The sequence below is a fragment of the Streptomyces litchfieldiae genome (genome assembly GCF_031845365.1).
GTDB classification, from domain to species: Bacteria; Actinomycetota; Actinomycetes; order Streptomycetales; family Streptomycetaceae; genus Streptomyces; species Streptomyces litchfieldiae.
In genome coordinates this window covers 15,037-33,997 of record NZ_JAVREL010000010.1, presented here as the reverse complement: position 1 = coordinate 33,997, position 18,961 = coordinate 15,037, and the positions used below count along the sequence as shown (strand labels likewise).

The window sequence follows — 18,961 nt, the reverse complement described above, 5'->3', positions numbered from 1 at the left end:
GGAAGGAACTCCCATGTCCGCAGCGACAGTCGGAACGATCAGCGCCGCCATCGAGACCGTCACCGCCCGGAGGATCATCGACAGCCGGGGCAACCCCACGGTCGAGGTCGACGTCGTCCTGACGGACGGGTCCCTGGGGCGCGCGGCCGTCCCCTCCGGCGCCTCCACCGGCGCCCGGGAGGCCGTGGAACTGCGCGACGGAGACTCCGCCCGCTGGCACGGCAAGGGCGTCGACCGCGCGGTGTCCCACGTCAACGGGGAGATCGCGGCGTCCGTGCGCGGCCGGGACGCGGGCGACCAGGCGGGTCTCGACGCGGCGCTGGTCGCCCTCGACGGCACCGCCACGAAGTCCCGGCTCGGCGCCAACGCGATCCTCGGCGTCTCCCTCGCCGCCGCCAAGGCCGCCGCGGCGGCCCACCGCAGGCCCCTCTACCGCCACCTCGGCGGCGCCGACGCCCGCCTCCTGCCGCTGCCGATGATGAACATCGTCAACGGCGGCGCCCACGCCGACAATCCGCTGGATTTCCAGGAGTTCATGATCGCGCCCGTGGGCGCGGACACCTTCGCGGAAGCCGTCCGCATGGGCAGCGAGGTCTTCCACACCCTGCGCCGCGACCTGCTGGCCGCCGGACACTCCACGGGCGTCGGCGACGAGGGTGGCTTCGCGCCCGCGCTGCGCACCGCCGAGGAGGCGCTCGACTTCGTGATGGCCGCCATCGAGCGCACCGGCTACCGCCCCGGCACCGATATCGGCCTGGTCATGGACCCGGCGTCGTCGGAGTTCTTCCGCGACGGGGTGTACGACTACGCGGGCGAGGGCGTGCGCCGCACCCCTTCCGAGCACGCCGACTATCTGGCCAAGCTCATCGACGCCTACCCGATCGTCTCCATCGAGGACCCGATGGCGGAGAACGACCTGGACGGCTGGCGCGAGCTGACCGCCCGCGTCGGCGACCGCTGCCAGCTCACCGGCGACGACGTGTTCTGCACCAACGAGACGCTGCTGCGCGAGGGCATCCGCACCGGCGTCGGCAACTCGGTGCTGGTCAAGGTCAATCAGATCGGGACCCTGACCGAGGCGCTGGCCGCGGTGGCCACGGCCCACCAGGCGGGCTGGACGGCTGTCATGTCGCACCGCTCGGGCGAGACGGAGGACACCACCATCGCGGATCTGGCGGTGGCGACCGGCTGCGGTCAGATCAAGACCGGCTCGCTCTCCCGCTCCGACCGCACGGCGAAGTACAACCAACTGATCCGGATCGAAGAGGAGTTGGGCGACTCGGCACGCTTCGCGGGCCGCTCCGCGCTGCGCCGGGCGTAAACAGCGGGCAGGGGTGGTGACCGAGCGGGCCCTCGATCACGATCGGGGGCCCGCTCGCGCGCCCGGGAGCCGCACCGGCCGACGCCGGCCGGCGGGTCAGGTCGTGCCGCGGACGTTCAGGCGCGGCGTCAGGACGGCGGGGGGCGGCAGTTCGCCGGCGAGGAGTTGGTCGACCTGGTGGACGGCCAGTTCCCCCAGCCGTCGCTTGTCGAGGTGGAGGGTGGTCAGCGGCGGGTCGAGCAGGTCGGTGACGCTCAGCCCGTCGTATCCGACGAGTGCGCAGTCGTCCGGCACTCGCACGCCGAGCCGGCGGGCGGCCCGGAGCGCGCCTATGGCGACGAGGTCGTTGAAGGCGAACACGGCGGTGAGGTCCGGGTGGGCGGTGTGCAGCGCCTCGAACGCGGCGGCGCCGCCGTCCAGGGACTGGTCCTCCACGACCACCCAGCTTTCGTCGATCGGCAGCGCGTGTTCCTCGGCGACCTCCAGGAAGGTGCGCCGCCGGACCAAGGGGTCACAGACCGGCTCGCAGTCGATCATGCCGATCCGGCGGTGCCCCCGGTCGATGAGGTGCCGCATCCCCGCCCTGACTCCGTCCGCGGTGGCGACCTTGACCAGTGCGTAGGTCGATGAGTCCAGTCCGCGATCGACGATGACCAGGGGCACGCCGCCCACGTACGGCTCGAGTTGTGCGTCGGGGTGGCTCAGGTAGGCGACGAGCGCGTCGACCTGCCGACCGAGCGAGCGGACCAGGGTCAGCTCCCGGTCCCGGGAGTTCTCGGTGCTGGCCACGAGCACCTGCCAGCCCCGCTGGTCCGCCGCCGCGAACACCCCGGCCATGAACTCCGGGAAGTACGGGTTGACCACGTCGGGAACGATGAGCCCCACGGTCACGACCTCGGGGTTGACCAGCCCCCGGGCGAACCGGCTGGGCCGGTACCGCAGCCGCCGCGCGACGTCGAGCACCCGGCGCCGGGTCTCCGGGTCGATCTCTCCCTTGCTGTTGATCGCCCGGGAGACGGTCTGGTGGGACACGCCCGCCGCCTCGGCGACGTCGCGGAGCGTGACGCGCTTGGCGGTCCTCGCGCCGAGCGAGTCCCGTCCCCGCCGGTCTTCCGTTTCCCGTTGTCCAGCCACCCTGCCTACTTCACCCGTGTCGTCGTGCCGCTCCGCGTCCCAAGTCAACCAGGTCCGGCACCCGGCCGCGCCGCCGCCCGCCTGCCGGATACCGCTCCCAGCCCTTGACCGGACCGATCCGATGAGCAAGACTCCGTTAGCGCTCACGTTAACGGTAACGGGACGCATCGCCAAGACCGGCGTCAAGGCTGCTCAGGAGACACAGATGTCTTTTCGCACCACCACGGCCATCGACTACGTCGAGGACGTCTCGCCGGGCAGCGGGGCCTTGCCGCCCCGCGCCTGGTACGCGTCTTCGGACGCCAAGTCACTCCCGTTGAACGGAAGTTGGCACTTCCGTCTGTCGCCGACGGCCGACGCCGAGGACGACGGGTTCGCCGAGCCGGGATACGACGCGGGAAGCTGGGCCGAGGTGACCGTGCCCGGCCACTGGGTCCTGCAGGGCCACGGCTCCCCCATCTACACCAACCGTCTCTTCCCCTTCCCGGTCGACCCGCCACGCGTCCCGACCGAGAATCCGACCGGTGACCACCTGCGCGTCTTCGACCTGCCGTCCGACTGGCCGGCGGAGGGCGAGGCAGTGATCCGCTTCGACGGTGTCGAGTCCTGCGCCCGGGTGTGGCTGAACGGCACGGATCTCGGCGAGTTCAAGGGCTCGCGCCTGCCGCACGAGTTCGCGGTCGGGCATCTGCTCAAGCCGCGTGGCAACGTGCTCGCGGTCCGGGTCCACCAGTGGTCGGCCGGCTCGTACCTGGAGGACCAGGACCAGTGGTGGCTGCCGGGCATCTTCCGTGATGTCACGCTGCTGCACCGCCCCTCCCACAGCGTCCTCGACTTCTTCGTGCACGCCTCGTACGACCACGTCACCGGCGCGGGCACGCTGCGGGTCGACTCGGACGTGGCCGGCCGGATCACCGTTCCCGCGCTGGGGATCGACGTCCCCACCGGCGAGAGCGTGACCGTGCCCGTCGAGCCGTGGACCGCCGAGACCCCCAAGCTGTACGACGGCGTACTGGCCACCGCGGGCGAACGCGTGCCGCTCCGGATCGGCTTTCGCACGGTCGTCCTCGAGGACGGCCTGCTCAAGGTCAACGGGAAGCCCGTCCTCTTCAAGGGCGTCAACCGGCACGAGTGGCACCCGGAGAAGGGGCGCGCCCTGGACCTGGAGACCATGCGCGAGGACATCGCGCTGATGAAGCGGCACAACGTCAACGCCGTCCGCACCAGCCACTACCCGCCGCACCCGGCGTTCCTCGACCTGTGCGACGAGTACGGACTGTGGGTCATCGACGAGTGCGACCTGGAGACCCACGGCTTCGAGGACCAGAACTGGCGCGACAACCCCGTCGACGACGACCGCTGGACCCCGGCCCTGCTCGACCGGGCGGCCCGCATGGTCGAGCGCGACAAGAACCACCCGTCGGTCGTCATATGGTCCCTCGGCAACGAGGCCGGCACCGGGCGCGGTCTGACGGCCATGGCCGAGTGGATCCGCGGCCGGGACTCCTCGCGGCTCGTCCACTACGAGGGCGACGGCACCTGCCGTGACACGGACATGTACTCGCGGATGTACGCCTCCCACGGGGAGGTCGAGCGCATCGGCCAGCGCCTGGACGGCGGCACGCACAAGAGGCGCCAACTCCCCTTCATCCTGTGCGAATACGCGCACGCCATGGGCAACGGCCCCGGCGGGCTCGCCGACTACCAGCGGCTCTTCGAATCGTATGAGCGGCTTCAGGGAGGCTTCGTCTGGGAGTGGATCGACCACGGGATCGCGCACGCCGAGCTGGGCTACGCGTACGGCGGTGACTTCGGCGAGGAACTGCACGACGGGAACTTCGTCTGCGACGGGCTGGTGTTCCCGGACCGCAGGCCGTCGCCGGGGCTGGCCGAGTTCAAGAAGGTGATCGAGCCGGTCCGCATCGAGGGCGACAGTGCGGACGGCACCGTACGGATCACCAACCGGCACGACTTCGCCGACCTTTCCGCGCTCGCCTTCGAATGGTCGTACCAGGTGGACGGCGAGACCGTCGAGGCGGGCGCGCTGCCGGTGCCAGCGCTCGCACCGGGCGAGTCCGCCGATGTGAAGCTCCCCGAACAACTGGCGGGCACCCGCGGCGGCGAGACGCAGTGGACGGTACGGGCGGTGCTCGCCGCGGACACCGCATGGGCGCCGAAGGGCCACCCGATGGCGTGGGGACAGCTCCCCGTGGCCCCACGGCGGGCGCCGTCCGTCGCCGCCTCCGCCGGGCCCGTCCCCGGCGAGCGGCACATCGCCCTCGGACCGGCCGCGTTCGACCCCCGCACCGGCGCGCTGACGTCGATCGGCGGGGTGACGGTGGAGGGCCTGCGCCTGGACGTGTTCCGGGCGCCCACCGACAACGACAACGGCATGTCCTGGCAGGACGACGTGTGCTTCGGCGCGCTGTGGCGCGAGTTCGGCCTGCACCGGATGCGGCACCGCCTCGACTCCGTCGAGCTGGGCGACGACGCGCTGACCGTGCGGACCCGGGTGGCGCCCGCGTCCCGGGAGGCGGGCCTCGCCACCGTCTACCGGTGGACCTCCGACGGCACCCGGCTGAAGCTGACCGTGTCCGTGACACCCGAGGGCGACTGGAACGTGCCGCTGCCCCGGCTCGGCATCCGTTTCGGGCTCGCCGGCTCGGCGGACCGCGTGCGGTGGTTCGGCGGCGGCCCCGGTGAGGCGTACCCGGACACCAGGACGGCCGCCATGCTGGGGCGTTGGGAGTCCACGGTCGACGAGTTGCAGACGCCATACGTCCGCCCACAGGAGAACGGCGCCCGCGCCGACGTCCGCTGGGCGGAGATCGGCGGCCTCCGGATCGAGGGCGACCCGGAGTTCTGGTTCAGCGCGCGGCGCTGGACCAACGAGCAGCTGGACGCCGCCGCGCACCGCACCGACCTCACGCCCGGCGACACGGTCTGGGTCAACCTCGACCACGGCCAGCACGGCATCGGCTCGCAGTCCTGCGGCCCGGGCCCGCTGCCGCACTACCTCCTGCGGGCCGAGCCCGCCGAGTTCTCCTTCCTTTTCTCGGAGACCCCGTGACCGACACGGTCCTGAGGCCGCCCGCGGCCGGCCGGCTCTTCACCCGGCCGGCCGCGGTGGCGTCCTGCGTCGGATTCGTCCTCATCGGCATGCTCCAGGCCCTCTACGGTCCGGCGGTCCCGGGCCTGCGCGAGGAGTACGGCCTCGGCCCGTCGGGCGCCGGGCTGGGCCTGAGCCTGCACTTCGTGGGCGGGCTCGCGGGCGTCCTCGCCTTCAACGCCATCCACTCCCGGATCAGCAACAGGACGCTGGTGGCCGCGAGTTACGGTCTCATGGCGGCGGGCGGCGCGGGCTTCGTACTCGCCCCCAACTGGCCGGTGGCGCTGGCCGCCGCCTTCCTCGGCGGCCTCGGCTTCGGCGGCATCGACTACGGCCTCAACCAGCTGTTCGCGGTCGGCTTCGGCGAGCGGTCCACCGCCATGCTGAACGTGCTCAACGCGCACTTCGGCATCGGCGCGGTGCTGGGCCCGGCCGTCGTGGCGTGGCTGGGGCCGGACGACTACGCGTACGCGTTCGCCGGGTGCGCGGTGCTGGCGGCGGCGCTCACCCTGACCACGAACGGCATCCGCACGCGGCCGGCCGGCGCCCCGTCCGAGGCGACGCCTTCCGTGTCGCTGGGCCTGTCCCGCGTCCTGGTCGGCTTCATCGCGCTCTACATCCTCAACGTCGCCGTCGAGGCCGGCGTCGGCGGCTGGGAACCCACGCATCTGGAGACCGTCGGCTACAGCGCGACCGTGGCCGCCTCGGCGACCTCCGTGTACTGGCTGATGATGACGGCGGGCCGTTTCCTCGTCGTCCCCATCACGCTGCGGTACAGCCCGGAACGCATCCTCACCGTGTGCGCGGCCGGCATGACCGTGTGCCTGCTGCTCACTCTCGTCGAGGGACTGGCGCCCGTGGCGTACGCCGGTGTCGGGCTGTTCATCGCGCCCGTCTTCCCCACCGGCCTGCCCTGGCTCAACCGGGCCCTCCCGCAGTCCAGGCGCGCCGGGGCCTGGGTGATCGCCGCCTCGATGATCGGCGGTGTGGCGGCGCCGCCCCTGCTCGGCGTGGGCATCGAGGCGTCGGGGATCCACGCCGTCTCCTGGCTGCTCACCGCGCTGTCCGCCGCCTCCCTGGTGGCGACGGTCTGGCTGATCCGCCTGACGAAGACGGGGAACGGGGCCTGACCGCCGAGCCCGTCCGATTGTGTGGGGCGGACGGGATCTCGACGCTTGCGATGGTTACCCGATGTCTCCTGTCCGGGGGTTTTGCGCGGGCTCGTTCCGATCTTGGACGGGCGGGCGCGGTGCCGACATCATGGTCGCCGGATGAGGGAGGGCTGATGCGGGGACGGACCATCGCGGGACGCTTCGAGGTAGCGGGGCCGTTGGGGGCGGAAGACGAAGGCGGGTGGCGGGCCCGGGACTTGCCGCGGCAGGCGGAGGTCGTGCTGTGGGAACTGCCCCCCGGGCCCGGGGCGTTGGCCCGGGCTCACGCACTGTCCGGTCTGGCTCATCCCGGCCTGGTGCCGGTGGTGGAGGTCGTGCAGGTCGACCACTCCTCCTTTGCCGTGACCCTGCCACCGGGCCCCAGTCTCCGGGAGCGCGCCATGGCAGGGCCGTTGCCCTGGTGGGAAGTTGCGGGGTACGGGCGTGACGCGCTCGCCGTCCTGCGCGCTCTGCACGCCGCGGGCCTGTACGTCCCGGGCCTCGGACCCGCGAGCCTGTTCATGCGGCAGCCGGGGACCGGCCCGGGGTCGGTGGCGCTGGCCGGCTTCTCCGGCCCGGGGCAGCAGGCGGACAGCACCGCTGACCAGGCGTCGGCGGACCTGTGGTCGTTGGGGATGGTGCTCTACGTCCTCGCCGAGGGACATGAACCGTCGCACGCCGGGACCCAAGCGCGGACGGACGCCGGTGCGACCGCCACCGGGGACCTCGCCCCGCCACCGGTGCGCTCCGGACCGCTGGCCGACGTGCTGCGCGCGGTGCTGGCCCCGGATCCCGCCACCCGTCCCGACGCGGCGCGGCTCGACGCCATGCTCGCCGCGGTACAGGCACAGGCACCCCCGGCCTATCCCCCGCCGCCTCCCAGTGGCCCGCCCGGCACGAACGCGCCCCGCCGCTCCCACGCCTCCACGGCGCTGATCACCGTGCTGGCGCTGACAGCCGTGGCAGCCCTGGGAACGGGTGCCGCGGTGCTCCTCGCCGGAGACGGCGACGACTCCCCGGCCGCCGCCGGTTCGCCATCGGCGACGCCAACGCCGTCAGCGGCGGACGGTGACGGCCAGGGCGATGACCGCGCCGGGACGCGCGTTCCCGAGCACGCCTCAGGGACGGACGGCCTGACCATCCGCCTCGGCGATCCCGACGCGCCCCACACACTCGTGGTGTACGAGGATCTGCGCTGTCCGTACTGCGCGAGTTTCGAGGAGCAGATGGGCGGCGAGGTCCACAGCGATGTCCAGGAGGGCACCTACAACGTCGAGTACGTCTTCGGCACCTTCCTGGACGGCAACCTCGGCGGCTCCGGCTCCATGAACGCCCTCATCGCCCTGGGCGCCGCCCTCGACGTGAGTCCCGACGCGTTCCGGCTCTACCACCAGAGCCTGTTCGCGGCACAACCTCCGGAATACTCCGACGACTTCGCCAACGACGAACGGCTGCTGGAGATCGGCCGGCTGATTCCCGAATTGCAGAACGACGAACAGTTCGAGCAGGACGTGACGGGCGACACCTTCCAGGGGTGGGCGACCGCGATGTCCCAGGCATTCCTGGACAACTTGGATGTCACCGGCACCCCCACCCTGCGCTTCGACGGACAGATCATCCCGACACCACAGAGCGCCGCCGAGTTCCGCCAGGCCATCGACGACCTCACGACCCCGTGAGGCCCTGCCCGCGCGTAAGACCCACGCCACCCGTCCGCACCCTCGGTCAAAGCGCCCTTTCGTTATGTCATCGCACACGGCTAGATTTGCCGGTCCGGATGTGGGGTCACGGAACTCGGAGGGGGAGACGGGTAGGTGGGGTGGCGCGAGGAAATCACCACGGCGCTCGGCGAGTGGATCGCTCTGGAGGGGGGCGCCGGCAGAGCACCCCGCTGGCAGCGGATCGGGCGGGCGGCCAAGAGCGGTGAGCCCGGACAGTACGTGGTCGACCTGCGCGGCAGCGACATCGGCCCCGACCAGCTCGACAGCCTGCGGCTCGCCGGCCCCGAGGACGACTCCATCGAGACGGACGGCTTCTCCGTCTCCGAGACGGTGCAGAACGGCTCCCTGCTCACCCTGCGGGTGGCCGAGTTCGCCGATCTCGCCGACCCACACCTGTGGATACTCAAGCAACCTCCCACCTTCCTGGTCGAGGCCCTGCGCGACGGCATAGCCGGCCTCGGTGAGCATCCACTGGCCGCCGCCCTGGCGGCCAGGACCATCGGCGGCGCGCCGGCGGCACACGAGCCGGACCCGCCCGGCTTCCACCCCGCCCAGGCGGACGCGTACCGGGCGTGCCTCGGTTCGGGCGTCCACCTGGTGTGGGGGCCGCCGGGAACCGGCAAGACCACGGTCCTCAAACGCGCCATCGGCGACCTGATCGCCCGGGGCGAGCGGGTGCTGCTGGTGTCGGCGACCAATGTCGCCGTGGACAACGCCCTGCTCGGGGTGGTGCGGGAGAAGCGCCACGCCCCTGGTGAGATCGTTCGGGTGGGCCCGCCGAACCTGAAGGAAGTGGCCCAGGACGCCTCGGTCTCCCTCCCGCTGATGGTCCAGGTGCGACTGGCGGAGACGGCCGAACGCCGGAGCGCGGTGGAGGCGGAGCTGGTCGCGATCCGGAAGCGGGCCGACCAACTGGCCGCCCTGGACTCGGCGCTCGTCGGGTTCGACGCTTCCGCGTACGACGCCGCGCGACAGCTGCTGAGCCCCAGGGCCAGGACCCGGCGGTCGCCAGGGTCCGGGCCGACCAGGCCCGCGCCAGGCTGGCCGAGGCCGACCAGCAGCTGGCGGCAGCCAGGTCGGAGGCGGAGCGGGCCGACGCCCGCCTCTCGGCGTCCGCGCCGTCCATCGCCCTGTGGCAGCAGGTGGATCAGGTCTCCGACGACATCGACCAGATACGGCAGGCCGCCGAACACCGCGAGGCCGACGCGTTGGTGGCCGAGGATCGCTGTCGGCCGCTTCGCGAGGAGCTGGCGCCGCTCCAAGCGCAGGGCGCCTTCGCCAGAAGACGTGCACGCAGGAAGATCAGCGACCTTCAGGCGCGGTTGGATGACGCGGAGCGGCAGGCCGCCGAGTCCCGCGAGACAGCGCGGCGAGCCCGTGCCACCGCCACCGCCCGTATCGCGACACTCAGCGCCCGACTCACCGCGATCGCGGACCGCATTCCCCTCACCAGGGAACAGCTCCACGCTGTCCTGGTTGACGCCGAGCGTATCCGGAACGCCGCCGCCCAGGCGCAGCGGGAGCGCTCCGACCGCGCAAGGGACGCAACGCGCGCCGACCAGGCCGTCCAACGCGCCGAGGAAGCCCAGGCGCTGACCGACCTGGCCGAGCGGAAGGGCTGGCCGGTCAAGCACGACCAGGCCGAGCTGCTGCGCGTGACCGTCGCGGCCGACACCGCCCGCCGCCCCGAGTTGGAGAAGCGGTACCAGGCCGTCCAGGAGGAGTACGAACGCCTCGCCCGCAACGCCCAGGGCGAGATCATCAAGGAGGCCAGGCTGGTCGCCACCACCCTGGCCAGGTTCCGCACCAACCGGGCCGTCTTCGAGGGCCCGTACGACGTGGTGCTCATCGACGAGGCCGGCGCCGCCACTCTCCCCGAGGTGCTCCTCGCCACCGGCAAGGCCGGCAGGACCGCCGTCCTGCTCGGGGACTTCATGCAGCTCGGCCCTGTCATCCCAAACGCGCTCAAGGACCAGGAACGCGACGACATCAAGCGGTGGCTGCTCCCCGACGTCTTCCAGCACTGCGGCATCGTCGAGCCGACCCACGCCCAGGCGCACCCCGCCTGCGTCACCCTCACCGACCAACACCGGTTCGGCCCCGCCGTGATGAGGCTGGCCAACGGTCTCGCCTATGGCGGAATGCTGCGCGGCGGCGCACGGGCACGCGGGCGACGGCCCGACAACGACCCCGAGATCGTCCTCATCGACACCGACGGGCTGCACGAACTGGCCCGCGCGCACCAGACCGGCAGCCGAAGCGGCTGGTGGCCGGCCGGCTCGCTCATCGCGCGGGCCCTGGTGGAGCTGCACGGCGAGCTGGGCGAGGAAGCGGGCATCGTCACGCCGTACCGCGTCCAGGCCGACGCCACACTGGAGGCGCTGCGGGACGTCGAGGGCCCCGGGGGGCGCCCGCTCGCCGAGGTCGGCACGGCGCACACATTCCAGGGCCGGGAGTTCGACGTGCTCGTCTTCGACACCGTGGAGGGCGGCGCGGACAGCCGAGAGTTGTGGATGGCCCTCGCCCACCGGCAGCCGGGCGCCAACGCATGGATGCGCGACGGTGTCCGGCTGTTCAACGTCGCCGTCACCCGGGTCAGGACCCGCCTGTACATCATTGCCAGCGGCGAACGCGTCCGCGGCGCCCGGCCGGGCGCGGCACTGGCCGAGCTCGCCGCGTTGATCGGCACCCCCGGTGTCCGGGTGCTCCACGCCAAGAACCTGATCACCCCGCCCCACGCGCCCACCACCTTCCGGGGCGAGTTCGGCACCGCACTCGCCGAAGTCCTCAGCCGGCACGTGGAGGTGACGGACGTCGACGACGAACGCGACTTCTACCGCACCTTCACCGACCAGATCCGGCAGGCGCGGCGGTCCCTGTGGCTGTGGGCCCCGTGGGTCGCGAACCGGGTCCGCTCCCTGCTCCCCGAGCTGCGGGCCGCGGCCGACCGGGGCGTGCGGATCACGGTCTTCATCCGCGACGACACCGACCAGCTCCAGCGGAAGCCGACCAGCCAGTCCCTCATCGCCGATCTGCGGGCGGTGGCCCACACCGTCGTCCCCATGTACGTCATGCACCAGAAGATCGCGGTCATCGACGAGCACACCGTCATGCTCGGCAGCCTCAACGCGCTCTCGCAGAGCAACACGCGCGAGGTGATGCTGACGATGCGCGGCGGCTACTTCGCCCGCAAGCTGCTGGAACACGAACACGCCGAAACCTTCGCCCGCCCGCCGAAGTGCGGGCGGTGCAAGGGCACGGAGATCGAGATCCGCCGCTGGAAGAAGAGCTGGGTCTGGCGCTGCTACGCCACCGCCTGCAAGACCGGCCCCTCGGGCCGCGTCAACGCCTGGACCCGGGAGATCCGGCTGAAGAGCGGCCGCTGACCGGCGGGCGCAAGCACCCACGGCGCGGCCTCGGCGGAGACGATGGGTGATGAGCAGCCGGTAGTACAGGGCTGCGGCGCGCACGCCGTTCGCGCATCACGGCCCGTCAGATCACGCAACTCAGGGTGCGGCCACGCGTGCGAGCCGGGCGAGCGCGGCCTTGAGCCGGTCGGTCGTCACGCCCTGGTCTCGCTGATGGAGGAAGACCTCGGGCGCCAGCGGCGCGAGCAGCGCGTCCGTGAGGGCCTCCGGGTCCGGGGTGCCGGCCTGGCGCAGGAGCGCGAGGACGTGGGCGCGCCAGAAGCCGTAGGCGCCGACGGCGAAGCGTTTCGGCCCGGCCTCGGCTCCCAGGATGAGATGGCTGTGGCGGTTCAGCAGGTCGATCATGGCCGCGAAGAACGCGGCCAGCCGCTCGTGTGGCGGCGCACCGGGACCCAACGGCGGTGCGCCGTGCAGCAGTTCGCCCTGCAGGAGCCGTTCGTGCTCGTCGAGCAGCGCGGCCGCGACGGACGCGACGTCCGGGTAGCGGCGGTAGAGCGTGCCCCGGCCGACGCCGGCGGCGCGGGCGATGTCCTCCATCGTGACCGCGCGGGGGTCCCCGGCCGCGAACAGCCGGGCCGCGGCGGCGAGCACCTTGGCGCGGTTCCGCGCCGCGTCGGCACGTTCCCTCGTCTCCACGGGAGTCAGCCTACGTCAGCCCCCGGGAATAACTGGACGCCCCGCCCGGTTGCTAGGGTCACCCTCAACCGGACGCTGTGTCCGGTTCAGTCCACCCTGAGGAGACCCCATGGCCACCGCCGCACGGACGTTGCTGCACCTGGACGCCAGCGCTCGCCGCCGCTCCTTCAGCCGGGAGGTCGGCGACGCCGTCGCCGCCGCTTGGCGGGCGTCCCACCCCGACGGCACGTACGTCCACCGCGACCTCGCGCGCACCTCGGTTCCGCCGATAGACGAGGCGTGGACCGAGCTGTGCGACTACGTCCTGGAGCACGAGATCACCGACATCGCCCGGTACCCGGAAGCGGTGCGCACCCCGGCCCAGGCCGCGGCCTGGGCGATCGTCCAGCCGCTTCTGGAGGAACTCGTCGCCGCCGACACGGTCCTGATCGCCACGCCCATGTACAACTTCTCCATCCCCGCGTCGCTCAAGGCGTGGATCGACCAGGTGACGTTCCCGAAGATGTCCCTGGCCGGACGGCGCTTCGTCGTGGCCCACGCGCGCGGCGGGGCCTACGGGCCCGGCACTCCGCGCCACCCGTACGACCACCAGGAGCGTTATCTGCGGGACTTCTTCGCCGGGCACTTCGCCATCCCGGAGGAGGCGATGACGTTCCTCGGCACCGAGCTGGTCAACTCCCGCGTCGACCCCGCCCTCGCCGCTCGCCGCGAGACGCACGACGCGTCCCGCGCGGCCGCGCTCGCGGCGGCCCGGAAGATCGGAGAGGTGCTGTGAGCTGGCTGCTGCTCATCGCCGCGGGCCTGGTCGAGGTCGCGTGGTCGCAGAGCATCAAGCCCACGGCCGGCTTCACCCGCCCGCTGCCGACGCTGGTCTGCTTCGCGCTCGCCGCCGTCGCGGTCTATCTGCTGTCGCTGGCGATGCGGGGACTGCCGGTCGGCACGGCCTACGCGGTGTTCACCGGGATCGGCGCCATCGGGGCCATCACCCTGGGCATCGTCGTCCACAAGGACCCCGTGACCGCGGGGCGCGTCGCCGCGCTCGTCCTGATCGTCGGGGGCGTGGCGCTGTCCCGGGCGACCACACCGGACGCCTGACCGCCGGCGGCCCGGCGTTCCGCCCCGGCCGGCCTCAGCCCACCGCCTTCTTGACCAGCGCGCTGATGCGCTCTTCGTCGGCCGCGGTCAGCTCCTTCAGCCCGTAGGCGACCGGCCACATGGCGCCGTCGTCGAGTGCCGCCTGGTCGCTGAATCCGAGCGTGGCGTACCTCGTCTTGAACTTCTGCGCGCCCTGGAAGTGGCAGACGACCTTGCCGTCTCGGGCGTAGGCGGGCATCCCGTACCAGAGCTTGGCCGTGAGGTCCGGGGCTGCGGCCTTGACGAGGGCGTGGATCCGCTCGGCGAGGACCCGGTCCGCCTCCGGCATCTCGGCGATCTTCGCGAGCACATCCCGCTCCGCCGCCGCCTCCTTCTCCGCCCGCGAACCACGCCGCGCCGCCGCCTTCTTCTGCTCCTGCGCGTGGTCCTTCATCGCGGCCCGCTCCTCCGCGGTGAATCCGTTGTACTGCTCGGCGGCCGTGCCAGAGTCCTCGGCGGTCGTCTTCTTGTGCTGCATGGCGGTTTCCTCTCGTGCGGGGATGACGCAGGTCGGGGCGGGGGTTCAGGGTAGCCGGGGGTCAGGACGTGGCGGACGCCGTGAACGGCGCGGGGGTGGACGCGGTGGCGGCCTCCCAGGCAAATCCGTCCGGGTCGGCGAAGGGGCCGGCGGTGCTGCCGACGGCGACGCGGTGCGAGCCGGCGCCGTCGGCGGGGACGCCGAGGTCCTTGGCCAGGCCGCGGCGCTTGTACAGCGCCAGCTTGACGGGGGCGGACTCGCCGGAGGCGAACTCGGCGTACGTGCCGCCGAAGCTCCTGGCCACGGTCAGGCCCCGGCCGACGTAGAACTGCTTGCTGGCCTTCACGCTCTCGACACCGAGCAGCAGGACGATCTCGTCGATCTCGCGGGTGGCCGGGCCGGTGTCCTTCTTCGCCGAGGTAGCGACCTTCCAGATCGCCCCGTCCGGCGCCTGGACGACGCCGCCGTACCCCCACAGCGACTTCGCCGCGGGCTTGAGCACCGTGGCACCGGCGTCCACGGCGGCGCCGAGGAAGCTGTCGACGGTGGCCGGCCGGGACACCGTGAGCGCCAGGGTGAAGCCACGGAATCCGGTGGAGTGTGCCTCGGACGCCCGCAGGCGTAGGTACGCGTCCACTCCGAACGCGGTGTAGAAGCGACGGGCGGTCTCGGGGTCGGCCACCTCAAGGGTGACGGACGCGATGGACGTGGTGGACGTGGTGGTTGCCATGGCCGTCACGCTAGGACCTGCCCGGCGGCCGGGGCTTCTCGATTCCTGACCTGTCTCCCACACTTAGCCCTTGCGCTAAGTATTGCGAGACCGCAATACTTAGCCACATGGCACAGTATCCGGTGCACCTCGACGGGGTGTTCCTCGCCCTTGCCGACCCGACCCGGCGCGCCGTCGTGCGGCGCCTCGGCCACGGGCCCACGAGCGTCGGCGACCTCGCCCGCGAGTTCCCGATGACCCTCCCCTCGTTCATGAAGCATGTGCGGACGCTCGAGTCGAACGGGCTGATCCGAACGGTCAAGTCCGGCCGGGTGCGCACCTGCGTGCTCAACCGCGAGCGGCTCGCGCTGGTCGACGACTGGCTCGCGGAGCAGCGCCGGATATGGGAGACGCGCACCGACCGCCTCGAACAGTTCGTCACCGACCCGCAGGAGAACCCTCAATGAACCTCGACCCTGACCTCGATCTCGGCCTGGAGCGGATCATCCGCGCCCCGCGCGCGACCGTGTGGGCCGCCTGGACCGATCCGTCCCGGCTGAAGCGGTGGTGGGTCCCGGCCCCGTCCCACTGCCGGGTCGACCGCCTGGACCTGCGGCCCGGCGGGGCGTTCGTGACGAGCCTGAGCGACGACGGGACCACGTTCGTTCCACACATGAACGCCTGCTTCCTCGCCGTCGACGAATTTGAGCGGATCGTGTTCACCAACGCGATCGACAGCACATGGCGGCCCGCGAGCCCCGCCCCGGTCGCGATGACCGCCACGATCACGCTGAGCGATCACCCCGGCGGAACGAACTACCGGACCGTCGTCCGGCACGGCACCCCCGAGGCGCGCGACCACCACGAGAAGCTCGGCTTCGCCGAGGGCACGGGGACGGTCGCCGCCCAACTGGCCGCGGTCGCGGAGGGCATGCGATGAAGATCGCCCTCACCGAGTTCATCACGCTCGACGGGGTCAGCCAGGGCCCCGGCTCGCCGCAGGAGGACACCAGCGGCGGATTCACCCGCGGCGGCTGGCTCGTCCCGCACCTGGACGGGACGTTCGTCCAGCGCGCCTCCGACTGGCTCGACCTCGCCGACGGCCTGCTGTTCGGACGGCGGACCTACGAGGCGTTCGCGCGCGACTGGCCGCGGAACACCGACCCGGCCGACCCGTTCGCCGAGCGGATGAACACCCTGCCGAAGTACGTCGTGACGAACACCCTCACCGAGGGCACCTGGAACCCCACCACCGTCCTCACCGGCGACCCGCTCCACACGGTCGCCGAACTCAGGGCACGACCGGGCCGGGAACTCCAGATCCACGGCAGCGCCCGCCTCGGCGACTCGCTGCTGTCGGCGGGCCTGGTCGACACGCTCCGCCTCGCGGTCGCCCCCGCCGTCCTGCGGACCGGCCGACGGCTCCTGGCCGGCGCGGGCACCCCGTCCGGCCTCCGCCTGCTGCACCACGAGGCCACGCCCAACGGCCTGCTGCTCCTCGAATACGAGGTGACCGGGCAAGCGGGCCACGGCACATACGAGGGCATCGCCGCCTTCACATGAGCGGCACCGCCGTGCGGCGCTAGGCGTGGTCGCGGGCGCCATCCTGCGCGACATGCCCGCCGACGCCTACCCGCACCTCACCGAGCTGGCCACCGAACACGTTCTCCAGCCCGGCTACGACTACGCCGACGAGTTCACCTTCGGCCTCACCCTCATCCTCGACGCCCTCCACCCGGACGAGACCGCGAGCACATAGCCGGGCAGCCCTCCTTCCTCCCCACCAACCACTCCCCTCCCTCACCAATTCTCTGAGGGATCATCACTTCCCGGACAAAGACGCCTGGGAAAGAATTCGCCCCTGACACCCAAGAGCCTCAACAGCGGGTCGAGATCGATCACCCCGGAGCCCACGCCGACCGCGGCCCCGCCCCCACTCTGCGCGACGCACTCACCGGCAGGCACCCGATCCCCCTGCGCTTTCGCCATGTTCATCCGACGCCCAGCACAGCACGTCACCGCCCCCCTCCCCGGGAAGGCCCTTACTCTTCCCATCTCACTCGATCTGCCGCAGTTCTGATCAGACGGCACCATTCCCCCATCCCCGACGAGACGTTGGGGTCGCACCCCGGCCAATCGGCTACTGCGCGGATACGGCCGATTCCGGACTGTGGAGCGCGCGGAGCACTTGCCCACGCTTGGCGTGCGCTGCGAGCATCCCGGCGTGCGCTCTGCGGCGGCCGGGGCACGGGACAGACCCCGGCCGGACCTCCACCCGCCGGTCCTGTCCCCGTGAATGACCCATGAGGAGTGCAAGCCCATGCTTCGATCGAAACTCCGGTCCGCGCTGCTCGGCGCGGGCACCGCGGCCGCCGTGGTGGGCACCGCCCTGGCCCCGGCCACGGCGACCGCCGCACCGGCTCCGCAGGACGTGTCCCCCTCGTACCTGTCCTGTACGGTTCCGCGCGGCTACACCTACACCTCGGTCTCGCTCACCACGACCTGCTCCACCAGCGGGCTGAGCCCGCTGTACAACGTGGTGACGCCCAGGACGGGCCTGTGGGCCTGCACCGTCCCCGCAGGCTTCACCTACACCTCGGTCTCCAGCACCATCGTCTGCACCACCAGCGGAATGGGCAACATCTATCTCCTGAGGGCGATCTAAGAACGAACGCCGCCTCCGGCCCGGACACTTCTGTGCGGGCCGGAGAGCGGTAACGCCCGGCGCTGCGCGTTCCCCTACCGCGCGCTCACTTCCGCGATCGCAACAGCAGGGCAAGGGCCCAGTCCTGGTCGTTCATGAGCGGGTCCGCCCGGTGCGCGGGACGGCCGTCCACGCAGCTCGGCATCACGAAGGCGCAGGTCGCCAGGCCGTCGGGGCCGAAGTCGACGAGGTTGGCCGCGAAGATCGCGTCGGCGACCCGCTCGGTGTCCCCGTCCCGCAGCGGCTCGGGCAACTGCCGGAGCGCGACCGCCGTCAACACGCTCCAGTAGTGCGGGAACGTGTCACCCCACTGACGGTCGATGCCGAACCAGTACCGGTCCCAGTGCCGGATGCCGATGTCACGGAGCCGAACGCGCGAAGCCAGCGGACGGCCGGTCGCAACGCCGTCAGCAGCCGCTCGTCGGACGAGGCACCGTACGCGGTCGCGATCAGGCTGACCAGCGGCGCGACCATCGACTGCTCGTAGCTCACCTCGTGTGCCGGCAGCGCGGCGCCCCGGTCGACGAAGGCGAGCGCGTGGTCGATCAGCGCGTCCCGCAGGACCTTCGCACGCGCTGTCTGGCCGTGCTCCGCCAGCGTGGCGGTCACCGCGGCGATCGCCTCGGGCTGCCCGATGAGCAGGTGGTCGCGGACGCCCAGGGCATACGACGCCTCGAGGAGCCGGGCCGCGAAGTCGAGGTCGGCCGGGTCGTCGTACAGGGCGAACTGGTCGTGGAAAAAGTGCGCCAGCCACGGGGTGTTGTAGAGCCGCAGCGCTTCGATGGCCGGGCGGCTGCCACGGCGTACCGAGCCGTCGGGCTGGACCAGGCGCTCACGGGCGAAGCGGGCGAACCCGCGCAACCCCTCGTCGATCGCGTCCACATCACCCGAACGCGGAGCCGGGCCTGTTGCAGCAGCACGGCCATGCCTATGCGCTCCGCTCCGTCGGTCCAGTCCTGCCATCCGTTCTCGGTCTGGCACAGGCCGGTGCGCGCGTCCACCGGCACGAACGCGTACCGCTCCGGCTCCGGCCGCTCGCCGGGCCGGTGCTCGCCGAGGATGCGCGCGACTCTCGCCTCGACCAGCTCCCGCACCGGCGCGAGGAAGGCGACCACCGTCCTGCTCCGGCGGCCGTCCCGTTCAAAATCGATGTGCCGGATGCCGTGGGCGGGCGACGTGACGCCGCTGCCGGGCCCCGTGGTGCGCTCGGCGGGATCGACGCGCAGGGCCGACCCCACCGGCGTGGTCAACGACGGCAGGCCGGCGGGCGCGTCGGTCGCGGCGAGAAACGCCTCGCGGTCGTCGTACCAGCCGAGTTTCCACGCCAGGACGTAGTCCTCCCCGAGGGCGAGGTCCAGGACGAGCTGGCCGCCGAACGCCTCGGGATTCCGTGCGTGGTCGGTGGGGTGGACGACGAGGTGACCGCGGATGTCGGA

At 71.9% G+C, this 18,961-nt stretch carries 19 protein-coding genes and 1 pseudogene; 14 read left to right on the top strand and 6 right to left on the bottom strand.

Annotated elements, in window-relative coordinates; all coding sequences use genetic code 11:
- Nucleotides 1–13: 13 nt before the first annotated feature.
- Entirely contained in the window at nt 14–1,321 is a 1,308-nt protein-coding gene (eno, locus tag RM590_RS17950; RefSeq protein WP_311705615.1) for a phosphopyruvate hydratase, read from the top strand.
- Between the two features lie 96 nt (nt 1,322–1,417).
- Here eno and RM590_RS17945 read toward each other — a convergent pair whose 3' ends face one another.
- A complete protein-coding gene (locus tag RM590_RS17945) occupies nt 1,418–2,455 on the bottom strand; it encodes a LacI family DNA-binding transcriptional regulator (protein ID WP_311705614.1) in 1,038 nt (345 codons plus the stop codon).
- 205 nt (nt 2,456–2,660) lie between these two features.
- On the opposite strand from RM590_RS17945, the gene RM590_RS17940 reads away from it, so the two are divergent.
- The 5 genes and pseudogenes from RM590_RS17940 to RM590_RS17920 all read left to right on the top strand — a co-directional run bounded on the left by RM590_RS17940 (nt 2,661) and on the right by RM590_RS17920 (nt 11,822).
- Nucleotides 2,661–5,525 carry a glycoside hydrolase family 2 TIM barrel-domain containing protein gene (locus tag RM590_RS17940; RefSeq protein WP_311705613.1) on the top strand — a complete coding sequence of 955 codons (2,865 nt, stop codon included), beginning with the start codon at nt 2,661–2,663 and terminating at the stop codon, nt 5,523–5,525.
- On the top strand, nt 5,522–6,694 hold the full coding sequence (locus RM590_RS17935; RefSeq protein WP_311705612.1) for an MFS transporter: 1,173 nt from the start codon (nt 5,522–5,524) through the stop codon (nt 6,692–6,694). The genes RM590_RS17940 and RM590_RS17935 overlap by 4 nt, the downstream gene beginning before the upstream one ends.
- Nucleotides 6,695–7,116: 422 nt before the next feature.
- Nucleotides 7,117–8,394, top strand: coding sequence for a thioredoxin domain-containing protein (locus tag RM590_RS17930; protein WP_311705611.1), 1,278 nt, complete (start codon nt 7,117–7,119; stop codon nt 8,392–8,394).
- A gap of 135 nt (nt 8,395–8,529) precedes the next feature.
- Nucleotides 8,530–9,294 (top strand): annotated as a pseudogene (locus RM590_RS17925) (AAA domain-containing protein); the annotation flags it as partial.
- Nucleotides 9,295–9,578: 284 nt separating this feature from the next.
- Nucleotides 9,579–11,822 (top strand): AAA domain-containing protein, encoded by a 2,244-nt coding sequence (locus tag RM590_RS17920; RefSeq protein WP_311705610.1) that lies wholly within the window; start codon nt 9,579–9,581, stop codon nt 11,820–11,822.
- A gap of 120 nt (nt 11,823–11,942) precedes the next feature.
- On the opposite strand, the gene RM590_RS17915 is transcribed toward RM590_RS17920, so the two are convergent.
- The gene (locus RM590_RS17915; RefSeq protein ID WP_311705609.1) at nt 11,943–12,500 is read right to left on the bottom strand and encodes a TetR/AcrR family transcriptional regulator; all 558 of its coding nucleotides are present in this window, start codon (nt 12,498–12,500) and stop codon (nt 11,943–11,945) included.
- 109 nt (nt 12,501–12,609) lie between these two features.
- On the opposite strand from RM590_RS17915, the gene RM590_RS17910 reads away from it, so the two are divergent.
- Together RM590_RS17910 and RM590_RS17905 are read left to right on the top strand one after the other, a co-directional pair.
- On the top strand, nt 12,610–13,275 hold the full coding sequence (locus tag RM590_RS17910) for an FMN-dependent NADH-azoreductase (protein WP_311705608.1): 666 nt from the start codon (nt 12,610–12,612) through the stop codon (nt 13,273–13,275).
- The gene (locus RM590_RS17905) at nt 13,272–13,595 is read left to right on the top strand and encodes a DMT family transporter (protein ID WP_311705607.1); all 324 of its coding nucleotides are present in this window, start codon (nt 13,272–13,274) and stop codon (nt 13,593–13,595) included. Before RM590_RS17910 ends, RM590_RS17905 begins: the two co-directional genes overlap by 4 nt.
- A gap of 34 nt (nt 13,596–13,629) precedes the next feature.
- Here the strand turns inward: RM590_RS17905 and RM590_RS17900 are convergent, their stop codons facing one another.
- Together RM590_RS17900 and RM590_RS17895 are read right to left on the bottom strand one after the other, a co-directional pair.
- The gene (locus RM590_RS17900) at nt 13,630–14,112 is read right to left on the bottom strand and encodes an iron chaperone (protein ID WP_311705606.1); all 483 of its coding nucleotides are present in this window, start codon (nt 14,110–14,112) and stop codon (nt 13,630–13,632) included.
- A 61-nt stretch (nt 14,113–14,173) separates the two neighbouring features.
- Nucleotides 14,174–14,842, bottom strand: a complete 669-nt coding sequence (locus tag RM590_RS17895) for a glyoxalase (protein ID WP_311705605.1) — start codon at nt 14,840–14,842, stop codon at nt 14,174–14,176.
- Nucleotides 14,843–14,949: 107 nt separating this feature from the next.
- Here RM590_RS17895 and RM590_RS17890 point away from each other — a divergent pair, with 107 nt between their 5' ends.
- From RM590_RS17890 to RM590_RS17870, 5 genes are all read left to right on the top strand, one after another.
- Complete coding sequence (locus RM590_RS17890) at nt 14,950–15,288, top strand: ArsR/SmtB family transcription factor (protein WP_311705604.1); 339 nt, start codon at nt 14,950–14,952, stop codon at nt 15,286–15,288.
- A complete protein-coding gene (locus tag RM590_RS17885; protein ID WP_311705603.1) occupies nt 15,285–15,761 on the top strand; it encodes an SRPBCC domain-containing protein in 477 nt (158 codons plus the stop codon). Before RM590_RS17890 ends, RM590_RS17885 begins: the two co-directional genes overlap by 4 nt.
- Complete coding sequence (locus tag RM590_RS17880) at nt 15,758–16,384, top strand: dihydrofolate reductase family protein (protein ID WP_311705602.1); 627 nt, start codon at nt 15,758–15,760, stop codon at nt 16,382–16,384. Before RM590_RS17885 ends, RM590_RS17880 begins: the two co-directional genes overlap by 4 nt.
- 52 nt (nt 16,385–16,436) lie before the next feature.
- Nucleotides 16,437–16,580, top strand: coding sequence for a hypothetical protein (locus tag RM590_RS17875; protein WP_311705601.1), 144 nt, complete (start codon nt 16,437–16,439; stop codon nt 16,578–16,580).
- 561 nt (nt 16,581–17,141) lie between these two features.
- Entirely contained in the window at nt 17,142–17,486 is a 345-nt protein-coding gene (locus tag RM590_RS17870; RefSeq protein ID WP_311705600.1) for a hypothetical protein, read from the top strand.
- An 85-nt stretch (nt 17,487–17,571) separates the two neighbouring features.
- On the opposite strand, the gene RM590_RS17865 is transcribed toward RM590_RS17870, so the two are convergent.
- Both RM590_RS17865 and RM590_RS17860 read right to left on the bottom strand, forming a co-directional pair.
- Nucleotides 17,572–17,805, bottom strand: coding sequence for a hypothetical protein (locus RM590_RS17865; RefSeq protein ID WP_311705599.1), 234 nt, complete (start codon nt 17,803–17,805; stop codon nt 17,572–17,574).
- Complete coding sequence (locus tag RM590_RS17860; RefSeq protein ID WP_311705598.1) at nt 17,799–18,407, bottom strand: hypothetical protein; 609 nt, start codon at nt 18,405–18,407, stop codon at nt 17,799–17,801. The genes RM590_RS17865 and RM590_RS17860 overlap by 7 nt, the downstream gene beginning before the upstream one ends.
- Nucleotides 18,408–18,584: 177 nt before the next feature.
- Here RM590_RS17860 and RM590_RS17855 point away from each other — a divergent pair, with 177 nt between their 5' ends.
- Nucleotides 18,585–18,860, top strand: a complete 276-nt coding sequence (locus RM590_RS17855) for a hypothetical protein (RefSeq protein WP_311705597.1) — start codon at nt 18,585–18,587, stop codon at nt 18,858–18,860.
- Nucleotides 18,861–18,961 lie beyond the last annotated feature (101 nt).

Excerpts from the sequence above, each read along its gene's own strand:
- RM590_RS17855 (WP_311705597.1), top strand. The coding sequence starts at position 18,585 with ATGCGCGCGACTCTCGCCTCGACCAGCTCCCGCACCGGCGCGAGGAAG.
- RM590_RS17910 (WP_311705608.1), top strand. The coding sequence starts at position 12,610 with ATGGCCACCGCCGCACGGACGTTGCTGCACCTGGACGCCAGCGCTCGC.
- RM590_RS17940 (WP_311705613.1), top strand. The coding sequence starts at position 2,661 with ATGTCTTTTCGCACCACCACGGCCATCGACTACGTCGAGGACGTCTCG.
- RM590_RS17885 (WP_311705603.1), top strand. The coding sequence starts at position 15,285 with ATGAACCTCGACCCTGACCTCGATCTCGGCCTGGAGCGGATCATCCGC.
- RM590_RS17900 (WP_311705606.1), bottom strand. The coding sequence starts at position 14,112 with ATGCAGCACAAGAAGACGACCGCCGAGGACTCTGGCACGGCCGCCGAG.
- RM590_RS17890 (WP_311705604.1), top strand. The coding sequence starts at position 14,950 with ATGGCACAGTATCCGGTGCACCTCGACGGGGTGTTCCTCGCCCTTGCC.
- eno (WP_311705615.1), top strand. The coding sequence starts at position 14 with ATGTCCGCAGCGACAGTCGGAACGATCAGCGCCGCCATCGAGACCGTC.
- RM590_RS17930 (WP_311705611.1), top strand. The coding sequence starts at position 7,117 with ATGGCAGGGCCGTTGCCCTGGTGGGAAGTTGCGGGGTACGGGCGTGAC.
- RM590_RS17895 (WP_311705605.1), bottom strand. The coding sequence starts at position 14,842 with ATGGCAACCACCACGTCCACCACGTCCATCGCGTCCGTCACCCTTGAG.
- RM590_RS17870 (WP_311705600.1), top strand. The coding sequence starts at position 17,142 with ATGCTTCGATCGAAACTCCGGTCCGCGCTGCTCGGCGCGGGCACCGCG.
- RM590_RS17880 (WP_311705602.1), top strand. The coding sequence starts at position 15,758 with ATGAAGATCGCCCTCACCGAGTTCATCACGCTCGACGGGGTCAGCCAG.
- RM590_RS17875 (WP_311705601.1), top strand. The coding sequence starts at position 16,437 with ATGCCCGCCGACGCCTACCCGCACCTCACCGAGCTGGCCACCGAACAC.